The following is a 9,861-nucleotide window of genomic DNA, read 5'->3' on the forward strand; positions in this document are numbered from 1 at the left end:
TGCACTGCGTGCGCAGCCGTTATGTAGAAAGAACGTTCCGGGGCCCGGAAAATTTAGAGGCTGGCAGTGGCAGCGGCCATCGCCCGGCCGAAAATCTCGGCAACCCGATCGATTTCCGCAGCGGTGATCACCAAGGGCGGCAGGAAACGCACCACCCCGCCATGACGACCGCCCAACTCCAGAATCAGCCCACGCTTGAGGCATTCACGCTGCACCTGCGGCGCCAGCCGCGCAAAAATCGGCGGATGCCCCTGAACATCCGGCGCACCCGTCGGATCGACCAGTTCGACGCCGAGCATCAGGCCGCGACCGCGAATATCACCCAGCTGTGGGTAGTCCCGCTGCAGGATGCGCAAGTGCTCGCTCAAACGTTCGCCCATGGCAGCAGCGTGCTCACACACCTTGTGCTCGACCAGGTAACGCATCACCGCCGAGCCCGCGGCCATCGCCATCTGATTGCCACGGAACGTCCCGGCATGGGCACCCGGCAGCCAGGTGTCGAGCCAGTCGCGATACACCACCACCGCCAGTGGCAGGCTGCCGCCGATGGCTTTGGACATCACCACCACATCCGGAATGATCCCGGCGTGCTCGAAGGCGAACATCTTGCCGGTGCGGGCAAAACCGCTCTGGATTTCGTCGACGATCAGCGCCACGCCCGCCTTCTCGGTGATGCGCCGCACGCCGCGCAACCAGTCAAGGTCAGCCGGGATCACCCCGCCCTCGCCCTGGACGACTTCCACGATCACGGCGGCTGGCAATTGCACGCCGGCCTCGGGATCGTTCAGCAAGTTATCGAGATAGTTGAGATTGACCTGCACGCCTTGGGCGCCACCGAGGCCGAACGGGCACCGGTAATCGTAGGGATACGGCATGAACTGCACGCCGCTGCTGAGCAACGCACCCAAGGGCTTTTTCGGCCCCAGGCTGCCCATCAGACTCAACGCGCCCTGGCTCATGCCGTGATAACCGCCCTGGAATGACAGCACAGTGCTGCGTCCGGTGGCGGTGCGCACCAGTTTCAGCGCGGCTTCCACCGCGTCGGTGCCGGTCGGGCCGCAAAACTGGATCTTTGCTTCGGCGGCGAGCGCTGGCGGCAGCAGGCCGAACAGGTCCTGGACGAACTGGTCCTTGACCGGCGTGGTCAGGTCGAGAGTGTGCAGCGGCAGTTCATCGGTCAGCACTTGCTGGATCGCTTCGATCACCACCGGATGGTTGTGCCCCAGGGCCAGTGTTCCGGCGCCGGCCAGGCAGTCAATGAAACTGCGGCCTTCGACGTCTTCGACATAAATGCCCTTGGCACGCTTCAGGGCCAGGGGAATGCGGCGCGGGTAGCTGCGGGCATTCGACTCCTGCTGACTCTGGCGGGCCAGCAATGGCGATTCGTTGAACTGATACAGCGTCTCGGCCGGCGCCGGAGTGATCCGGGCCGACTGATCTTCCATAAGGCTGGTAGCGACTGACATCTCTCGACCCCTCAATAAGGTTTTCCTGTTCTGGAAACGCATCAGCGCGCCGAGGATTTAGACCCTTGATCAGCTTTCCATGAAGGTGGCGTCAGTGCTTTGTGCATGGGGATGGCGTGGAGTCCGCCTACGGTGAAGGTTTCGGCGCAGGGCTGATAACCCAGATGACGGTAAAAGGCTTCGCCGGTTCGGGTGCTGTTGAGTCGGGCTTGCGTCACACCCTGTTCGATCAACCAGCTTTCGAGGTCGTGGACCAGCGCCAGCCCGGCACCCCGTCGAAACCATTCCGGTTGTACATAACAGAACGCAATCTTGCCGCTGATGGCCGCCATCGCCACGCCCACCGGTTTGTCCTGCAACAGGGCGATGTTCAGGTACAACCGTGGGTCGTTCAACCACGGCTGAATGTGCCCGGCGGTTTTGTTGTGAGTCCAGGTGGCGACGGTTCGCGGGTCGTTGCGATGGTCGAGCGCACAGCCGACGCGGATCGAACGTTCGACGATCCGGCTGATGATGCCGGCGTCGGCGGGGGTTGCCTTGCAGACGTACAGGGGTGCATCCATGGCGCTGTGACCTCAATCCATTGAGAAAAAGCTGTCGGGGACGATAGCGCCGCAGGTGACAGGAATGCCAATGGAGAGAGGTTACATTTGATGTGCAACACAGATCCAATGTGGGAGCGGGCTTGCTCGCGAAGGCGGACTGTCAGTCAACATTAATGCTGAATGTTCAATCGCTTCGCGAGCAAGCCCGCTCCCACATTTGCTCTACGGTGTTGCTCAGACCGGTTGCAACGGCATGCTCAACTCAACCCGCAACCCATCCGGCCGGCTGTCGAAATGCAGTGTGCAGCCACACCGCTGGACAATCGCCTGGACAATCGCCAGCCCCAGGCCGCAGCCGGTGCTCTGGCCGTTGCGCCAGAAACGCTGGGTCAAATGTTGCAGATCATCTTCGGCAATGCCCGGGCCATGGTCGCGCACCACGAACTGCACGCGGCTGCCGGTGGTTTCCAGGCTCAGTTCAACCGGACCGTCGTTCGGGGTATGGCGCAGGGCGTTGTCCAGCAGATTGCGCAGCGCGGCAATCGACAGCACGGCGGGCATTTGCACCGGCGCATGGGAGAGTGTCGGCGGCAGCTTGAATTTGATCCGCTGACGATCACCGCTGGCGGCATCCTGAATCGCCAATTTCGCCACTTGCTCGGCGCTGCATTGCACACCATCGTCGAACGACAGGCTGCCCTCGACCCGCGCCAGCAGCAGCAATTGTTCAAGGGTCCGGTGCAGACGGTCGGCGCCCTCCTCGGCCCGGGCCAGGGATTGATCCCGCGCCGCGCCTTCAGTCATGCGTGCCACCTGCAGGTGCGTCTTGATCGCCGTCAGCGGGCTGCGCAATTCATGCGCTGCGTCACCGGTCAGTCGGCGTTCGCGCTCGATGGTCTTGCCGATGCGCTGAAACAACTGGTTCTGGGTGTCCAGCAACGGTTGCAATTCACTGGGCAGCGGCTGGATCTGCAAAGGTTCCAGCGAGTCGGCGCTGCGGCGCATCAAGGCATCGCGCATGCGATTGAGCGGCGCCAGCCCCTGGCCGATCCCCAGCCAGAGCAGGCACAGACAACCCAGCAACGCCACGCCCACCGGCACCGAAGCGGCCAGCAGGATCGACATGTTCAGGGCCTCGCGCTCGATCTGCCGATCAGCGGTGGTGATGCGCAGATCACCGCGGGCCAGCGTGAAACTGCGCCACGGCGCGCCGTCGATCATCTGATCGTGGAAACCCATTTTCTCGGCTTCCAGGGTTTGTTGCGGATCGGTGTGACTGCGGGCGAGGATTTCCCCGCGCAACGAGCTGACCTGGCACGCCATACCGCCGGGAATGTTCAGCTGTTCGGCGCTGAAATGGGTGCCCTCGCCCTTGGTCGGCAACGCCGGCAATTGCTCCATCAGGCCAGCGACCATGCGCGCCGATGCCACCAGCCGCTGGTCAAGGGAAAACATCATCTGATTACGCAGGTCGCTGAGCATCCAGGCCGCTGCCAGGGCCCAGATCAGCGCAAAGGCAGCACCGAGCGTCAGGCTCAGGCGCAAACGCAGGCTCATCACTTTTTCAATTCCTCTCCACCATCGGCCGGCCCAAGGCGATAGCCCAGGCCGCGCACGGTCTCGACAATGCCGTTACCGAGTTTACGCCTCAGGTGATGGATATGAACGTTGAGGGCGTTGCTTTCCAGCTCGTCGTTGAAACCGTAGACGCTGTCTTTCAATTGCTCGGTGGACAACACCCGACCACGGTTATGCAGCAACGCCTGCAGCAGCGATTGCTCGCGCCGCGACAAATCCACTGGCTGGCCGCCCAGCATGGTCTCGCGGCTGCTCGGATCGTAAGTCAGGCGACCGTGCTCGATCAGGTTGACGCTGCGCCCCGCCACCCGTCGCAACAGGGTGTGCAGGCGCGCGGCGAGTTCACGCAAGTCGAACGGTTTGAGCAGGTAATCGTCGGCACCGGCCTGCAAACCGTCGACGCGGTCGGTGACCGAATCCCGGGCGGTGAGGATCAGCACCGGGATTTCCAGACCGCTGTGGCGCAACTGCTGCAATAGCTTAAGCCCGTCTTCGTCGGGCAAGCCAAGGTCGAGGACCATCACATCGAACTCGGCGACCTTCAGCATCGCCCGCGCCTTGGATGCGGTGTTGACATGTTCCACGGTCAGACCCTGAGCAGTCAGCCCGGCAACGATCCCGCTGGCAATCAACTCATCGTCTTCGCAAACCAGTACGTGCATGGGAACTCCCCTGAGCCAAAACGCGAGTCAAGCAGATGAAGATTAAGCGGCAATTATGGCAAGCCCTGCTGCGGACGAACAGCACCGCATTCGCCTGGACACTTCTAGCAACTTTCCAACCAACTCCAACGCCTGATTAGTACTTCTAAAAAACCAAGAAACAAAAAGCCTTAAAAAACCAAATGCAAATTACCTTCTACTGGAAATACTCTAAACACTCATTCAAACACAAACAATAACAGGAACTTAAACATGTCTAACCTTCATAACTTTGTGGCCGTCGACTGGCGATCCGGAAGGGACCGGATTTATTTCTTTTTTAAAGATACCAATACTTACTCTCGCTATGACGTTGGTGACGACCGGGTAATTAATGAGCATCCGAGCGACATCACTTCGGAGGGATGGGGCGCCTTTCACCCTCATGCAAAAAACCTCTGCTTCGGATTTCACACCGACCGCATAGTGGGTGACAACAGGTTCAGTTGGGACGCCGACATCCTCTGGCTATTTTATTACGACAAAGAAACACCAATGGTATGCGAATACGACCAGGACGCCGATAAACCGGTAAGTTTCAAGCGTGTCGACCAATCGATATGGCACATGCTACTACCCTACTTCGACAGCATTATCGCGGGCACTTGCTGGCAAAGACCCTTTAAAGTCACAGGAAAATACATCTTCAAGTTCATTTTAGACGATGGGAAATACCTCTATCTTGATTGGCAAAACAAAATCCCTGTCATCGGCGAAATCGACGACTCTTCTTGGCCAGGGCTTGCAGACTTTAAACATGAAATTATCACCGCCGCACAAGTCGACGCCGACTTCACTGACAACTATCTGTATATCTTTCTGACCGGAAACAGATACTTGAAATACAACATCGACAAAAACCAGCTTCAGGTAGGCGCACGAGACGTCGGCACGAACTGGCCCGGATTAGTGAAGGACTGACTTGACTCCAGCCGGTTAAATCCTGGGGGCGTTAATCACGTTCCCAGGATTGTCGGCACCCGGAAAACAAAACGCCTTTCAGGACCATAGGCGATGATTCTCCATCTGAAAATAGTCCAATCACCTGATTGATTGCAGACGAACGCAGGAAATCAAACACCGGTCTCGCCTGGCATGAGCGCGGTTAATCATCGGTTAATCGCCGCCTCCCATTGTGCACCTCACTTGCAAAGGGATAAGGCTTACCCATGCGTCGTCTGTTTTTGTTTTTTGTTCTCTTGATCTCGGGTGTGGCCCAGGCAGGGACCAATCCGTTCGAAACCAAACCTGAATTCCTGCCGGTGGAAAAGGCCTTCGTCTTCACCTCCGAACGCCTCGAGTCAGGTGAAACACAGCTTTACTGGCAGATCAGCGATGGTTATTACCTTTATCAGAAGCGCCTGAAATTCGATGGGTTGCCCGCCGAGCTGCATCCCGTGCTACCCGAAGGCGAGTCTCACAGTGATGAATTCTTCGGCGAACAGCCGGTTTATCGCCAGGGCCTGGAACTGAAGATACCGGCGGGCGCGACGGGCACGATCAAGGTCGGCTTCCAGGGCTGTGCCGATGCCGGTTTGTGTTATCCACCGCAAACCCAGGTGGTCGACCTGGGCGGCAACGCTGCCACGTCGGCGGCAAACGAAGCACCGGATCAAGCCCTGGCCAGCGGATTGCAACAGCGTGCTTTGGGCTGGAGTCTGTTGGTGTTCTTCGGACTGGGCCTGTTGCTGGCGTTCACCCCTTGTTCGTTGCCGATGCTGCCGATTCTGGCCGGTTTGATCGTGGGCAGCGGCGCCACGCCGAAACGTGGTTTTGCGCTGGCGACCAGCTATGTCGTAAGCATGGCGCTGGTGTATGCGGCGATGGGCGTTCTGGCGGCGTTGCTGGGGGCGAACCTGCAGGCACTGCTGCAAAACCCCTGGTTGCTGGGCAGTTTCGCCGCGGTCTTTGTCCTTTTGGCACTGCCGATGTTCGGGTTCTTCGAACTGCAATTGCCGGTGGCCGTGCGGGATCGACTGGAGAACGTCTCACGCAATCAACGCGGTGGCAGCCTGCTCGGCGCGGGCGTGCTGGGCGCCTTGTCCGGTTTGCTGGTCGGCCCGTGCATGACCGCTCCGCTGGCTGGTGCTCTGCTCTATATCGCGCAAAGCGGCAATGCGCTGCACGGCGGGTTGATTCTGTTCGCCATGGGCATCGGCATCGGTGTGCCGCTGCTGTTGCTGGTGACGGTCGGCAATCGCTTCCTGCCCAAACCCGGCGCGTGGATGAACCTGCTCAAAGGCGTATTCGGCTTCCTGTTCCTGGCCACGGCCCTGCTGATGCTGCGACCGGTGCTGGATGAGTCGCTGTGGATTGGCCTGTGTGGTGCGTTGTTGCTGATTGCCGCCTACAGCGCCTGGAAACAGTCGGAAGGTTTCGGTCGCGTCGCGCATCTGTTTGGCGCCAGTTCATTGTTGCTCGGCGTGTGGGGCAGCCTGTTGATGATCGGTGCGGCGGGCGGCAGCGATGACCTGTTGAAACCCCTGCAGGTCTACAGCGCGGCCAATGCGAGCACTGTCGCCCGCCCGGTCGGCCACGATGCCTTCACCACGATCAAGGACCCGGCTGCGCTGCAACGGGAGCTCGACGCGGCACAGGCCCAGGGCCAATGGGTGCTGCTGGACTACTACGCCGACTGGTGCGTGTCGTGCAAAGTCATGGAAAAACAGGTTTTCGGCCAATCCCGTGTCCTCGACGCCTTGAGCGATGTGCGCTTGCTACGGCTGGACGTCACCGCCGACAATGCCGCCAGCCGCGAACTGCTTGGCCGTTATAAAGTGCCGGGGCCGCCGAGTTTTCTGTGGATCGGCGCCGACGGCATCGAGCGTCGCAGCCAGCGCATCACCGGCGAGGTCGATGCCGACACTTTCCTGCAACGCTGGACCACCACCCGAGACGCCCGTTAATGCTGACTTTTACCCTCGGCACGTTTGCCATCGCGCTTAACCACCTGCTGCTGATCAGTGCCCTGGCGCTGGCGACGTTTGTCGGCTGGCGAGTGGCCAAACGCGGCGGCGAGAATCCCGAGTCGGCACTGTTCAGCCTGTTCCTGATCGGCATGCTGGCCGCCCGGATCAGCTTCGTGGCGCTCTACTGGATGCACTATCGCAATGATCCGTGGCAAGTCATCGACCTGCGCGACGGCGGTTTCCTCGCGTTGCCCGGCGTGATCGTGCTGTTGCTCGCCGCGCTGTATCGCGGCTGGCGTCGCCCTGGCTTGCGCCGTCCGTTGGGCTTCGGCGTGGCCAGCGGCCTGGCGTTCTGGTTGCTGGCGACGTTCTCGTTGACGATTTACGAACAAGGCACGCGCCTGCCGGACATTACCCTGCGCAATGCCGCCGGGGAAACCGTGCAACTGGCGGACTACAAGGGCGGGCCGTTGGTGATCAATCTCTGGGCCACCTGGTGCCCACCGTGCCGCCGGGAAATGCCGGTGCTGGAAAACGCCCAGCAACACCGCCCGGACCTGACCTTCCTGTTCGTCAATCAGGCGGAAAGCATGCAAAGCGTCAGCACCTTCCTGGAAACCCAGGGCCTGAGCCTGGCCAACGTGCTGTTCGACGGCAGTGGCCGATTGGGCCAGGCCGTCGGCTCGATGGCGTTGCCGACTACGCTGTTTTATAGCCCCGACGGTCGTCTGTTGGGCAGCCACCTCGGCGAGCTGTCGGAAGCCAGCCTGGCTCGCGCCCTGGAAAACTTCGATACCCCGAATCCTGCCGTACCGGCCACCTCTTCAAGGAAACTGCCATGCCCCGCCTCCGCCACCTGCTGACGCTGACCCTGGGCGCCGCCATGCTGCACCTGCCGTCGGTACAGGCCGCTGAAGAACTGCCCGAAGCGATCAAGAAGATTGAAGCCAAGGGCGCCAAAATCGTTGGCCAGTTCGACGCACCCGACGGCCTGCGCGGTTATGCCGCGCAGTACCAGAACCGCGGCATGGCGCTGTACCTGACGCCCGATGGCAAACATGTGTTGTTGGGCAGTTTGTACGACGCCGAGGGCAATGACCTGAGCAGCGCGCCCTTGCAGAAACTGGTCTACGCACCCATGGCCAAGGAAATCTGGGGCAAGATGGAAGCCAGTAACTGGATCGGTGACGGCAACAAGGATGCACCGCGGGTCGTGTACCTGTTCAGCGATCCGAACTGCCCTTACTGCAACATGTTCTGGGAACAGGCACGACCGTGGGTGAAGGCCGGCAAGGTGCAATTGCGGCACATCATGGTCGGCATCATTCGTGAGGACAGCCCGGGCAAATCAGCCGCGTTGCTGGCAGCCAAGGACCCGCAAAAAGCCCTGCAGGAGCACGAAGGTGCGGGCAAGGCCAGTACGCTCAAGGCCCTCAAAGATGTACCGCCGGCGATTCAGGCGAAACTGGCGGCGAACATGCAGTTGATGGAAGACCTGGAATTGCAGGCGACACCGGCGATTTTCTACATGGACGACAAGGGTGAACTGCAACAGCAGCAAGGCGCGCCTTCGCCGGACAAGCTGGTGAAGATTCTCGGGCCGAAGTGACTTCACCGGCCTCTTCGCGGGCAAGCCTTGCTCCTACGGGGTTTATGTCGATCACAATATTTGCAATCGACATAAACCCCGTAGGAGCAAGGCTTGCCCGCGAAGGCGTCAGTACGATCGACTAATTTCTCTCAGCCAGAAACTTCAGCAAAGCCTCAGTCACAAACTGCGGATTCTCCAGGTTGGAGATATGCCCCGCCTCCGGCACCAACACACACGGGCAGCCGATCAACCCGGCCATTTCCTGCGCCTCCGACGGCGGCCGCGGCTTGTCCTGATCGCCACACATCACCAGCGTGGTGTCAGCCTTCAACTCGCCCAGACGCGGCAACAAATCATCCCGTCCAAACGTAATCCGCCCCATCGGCACGATGCTTTGACGCAGACGCTCCGGCGGCAGCGCAGCCAGTTTTGCGCGAAAATCCTGATACAACGCTGACTGTGGATCGATGCCCGGACGGAAGAAGATCGGCACGACGATGTCGAGCAGTTGCGGGGCGATCACGCCGGTGTCTTCGATCTGTTTGAACAGCGAGAAATAGTACTGACGGGTGGGTTCCGGCTCGACCCCGACGTAGGTGTCCATCAGCACCAGGCCGTTGATTCGTTGCGGAACTGACAGCGCCAGGCGCACGCCCCACATGCCGCCAACCGACAGACCGACCAGCGTGATCCGGTCGATGTCCAGATGATCGAGCAACGCCAGTGCCTGACGGGCAATGTCATCCAGCGATTGCGTGCCTTCGGGTAGCGTGCCTGATTCACCATGGCCCCACAGGTCCAGGGCGATCACCCGATACTGTTGCGACAGAGCGGCAATCTGCGGCGCCCACATGGTTTGGTCCCACAAGTAGCTGCCGGCAAGCAGCACTGCGGGGCCGGTGCCTTGATCAATGTAGTGAAGGGGTTGTCCGTCAATCGTTACGAAGGGCATCGACTGTCTCCGCTGCCAAAAAAGGGAGCCGGCAGACTGAGCCGGCAAAGTGGCGCAGTCAACGCGAGAATTGTACAGAGTGTGCCGACGCCTTCGCGGGCAAGCCTCGCTCCTACAGG

General features: G+C 60.3%; 9 protein-coding genes. 4 read left to right on the forward strand and 5 right to left on the reverse strand.

What is annotated here, in order from left to right; translation table 11 throughout:
* Positions 1–53: 53 nt before the first annotated feature.
* The 4 genes from J2Y86_RS09490 to J2Y86_RS09505 form a co-directional block, all read right to left on the reverse strand.
* Positions 54–1,466 carry an aspartate aminotransferase family protein gene (locus J2Y86_RS09490; RefSeq protein ID WP_253430180.1) on the reverse strand — a complete coding sequence of 471 codons (1,413 nt, stop codon included), beginning with the start codon at positions 1,464–1,466 and terminating at the stop codon, positions 54–56.
* Positions 1,467–1,507: 41 nt separating this feature from the next.
* Positions 1,508–2,029: a GNAT family N-acetyltransferase gene (locus tag J2Y86_RS09495; protein WP_253430183.1), complete on the reverse strand. Its 522-nt coding sequence runs from the start codon at positions 2,027–2,029 to the stop codon at positions 1,508–1,510.
* Positions 2,030–2,245: 216 nt separating this feature from the next.
* Positions 2,246–3,571: an ATP-binding protein gene (locus J2Y86_RS09500; protein WP_253430187.1), complete on the reverse strand. Its 1,326-nt coding sequence runs from the start codon at positions 3,569–3,571 to the stop codon at positions 2,246–2,248.
* Positions 3,568–4,251 (reverse strand): response regulator, encoded by a 684-nt coding sequence (locus tag J2Y86_RS09505; RefSeq protein WP_253430189.1) that lies wholly within the window; start codon positions 4,249–4,251, stop codon positions 3,568–3,570. Before J2Y86_RS09505 ends, J2Y86_RS09500 begins: the two co-directional genes overlap by 4 nt.
* 252 nt (positions 4,252–4,503) lie before the next feature.
* On the opposite strand from J2Y86_RS09505, the gene J2Y86_RS09510 reads away from it, so the two are divergent.
* From J2Y86_RS09510 to dsbG, 4 genes are all read left to right on the forward strand, one after another.
* Positions 4,504–5,211: a hypothetical protein gene (locus J2Y86_RS09510; RefSeq protein WP_253430191.1), complete on the forward strand. Its 708-nt coding sequence runs from the start codon at positions 4,504–4,506 to the stop codon at positions 5,209–5,211.
* Between the two features lie 248 nt (positions 5,212–5,459).
* Entirely contained in the window at positions 5,460–7,196 is a 1,737-nt protein-coding gene (dsbD, locus tag J2Y86_RS09515; RefSeq protein WP_253430193.1) for a protein-disulfide reductase DsbD, read from the forward strand.
* Positions 7,196–8,062, forward strand: a complete 867-nt coding sequence (locus J2Y86_RS09520) for a TlpA disulfide reductase family protein (protein WP_253430195.1) — start codon at positions 7,196–7,198, stop codon at positions 8,060–8,062. Before dsbD ends, J2Y86_RS09520 begins: the two co-directional genes overlap by 1 nt.
* On the forward strand, positions 8,038–8,808 hold the full coding sequence (gene dsbG, locus J2Y86_RS09525) for a thiol:disulfide interchange protein DsbG (RefSeq protein WP_253430197.1): 771 nt from the start codon (positions 8,038–8,040) through the stop codon (positions 8,806–8,808). Before J2Y86_RS09520 ends, dsbG begins: the two co-directional genes overlap by 25 nt.
* 121 nt (positions 8,809–8,929) lie before the next feature.
* On the opposite strand, the gene J2Y86_RS09530 is transcribed toward dsbG, so the two are convergent.
* On the reverse strand, positions 8,930–9,742 hold the full coding sequence (locus tag J2Y86_RS09530; RefSeq protein ID WP_253430199.1) for an alpha/beta fold hydrolase: 813 nt from the start codon (positions 9,740–9,742) through the stop codon (positions 8,930–8,932).
* Between the last annotated feature and the right edge of the window lie 119 nt (positions 9,743–9,861).

Source organism: Pseudomonas migulae (genome assembly GCF_024169315.1).
Lineage (GTDB): Bacteria > Pseudomonadota > Gammaproteobacteria > Pseudomonadales > Pseudomonadaceae > Aquipseudomonas > Aquipseudomonas migulae_B.

What these genes read in the sequence shown, in the direction of transcription:
- J2Y86_RS09490 (WP_253430180.1), bottom strand. Translation starts at nt 1,466, where the DNA reads ATGTCAGTCGCTACCAGCCTTATGGAAGATCAGTCGGCCCGGATCACT.
- J2Y86_RS09495 (WP_253430183.1), bottom strand. Translation starts at nt 2,029, where the DNA reads ATGGATGCACCCCTGTACGTCTGCAAGGCAACCCCCGCCGACGCCGGC.
- J2Y86_RS09505 (WP_253430189.1), bottom strand. Translation starts at nt 4,251, where the DNA reads ATGCACGTACTGGTTTGCGAAGACGATGAGTTGATTGCCAGCGGGATC.
- J2Y86_RS09510 (WP_253430191.1), top strand. Translation starts at nt 4,504, where the DNA reads ATGTCTAACCTTCATAACTTTGTGGCCGTCGACTGGCGATCCGGAAGG.
- dsbD (WP_253430193.1), top strand. Translation starts at nt 5,460, where the DNA reads ATGCGTCGTCTGTTTTTGTTTTTTGTTCTCTTGATCTCGGGTGTGGCC.
- J2Y86_RS09520 (WP_253430195.1), top strand. Translation starts at nt 7,196, where the DNA reads ATGCTGACTTTTACCCTCGGCACGTTTGCCATCGCGCTTAACCACCTG.
- dsbG (WP_253430197.1), top strand. Translation starts at nt 8,038, where the DNA reads ATGCCCCGCCTCCGCCACCTGCTGACGCTGACCCTGGGCGCCGCCATG.
- J2Y86_RS09530 (WP_253430199.1), bottom strand. Translation starts at nt 9,742, where the DNA reads ATGCCCTTCGTAACGATTGACGGACAACCCCTTCACTACATTGATCAA.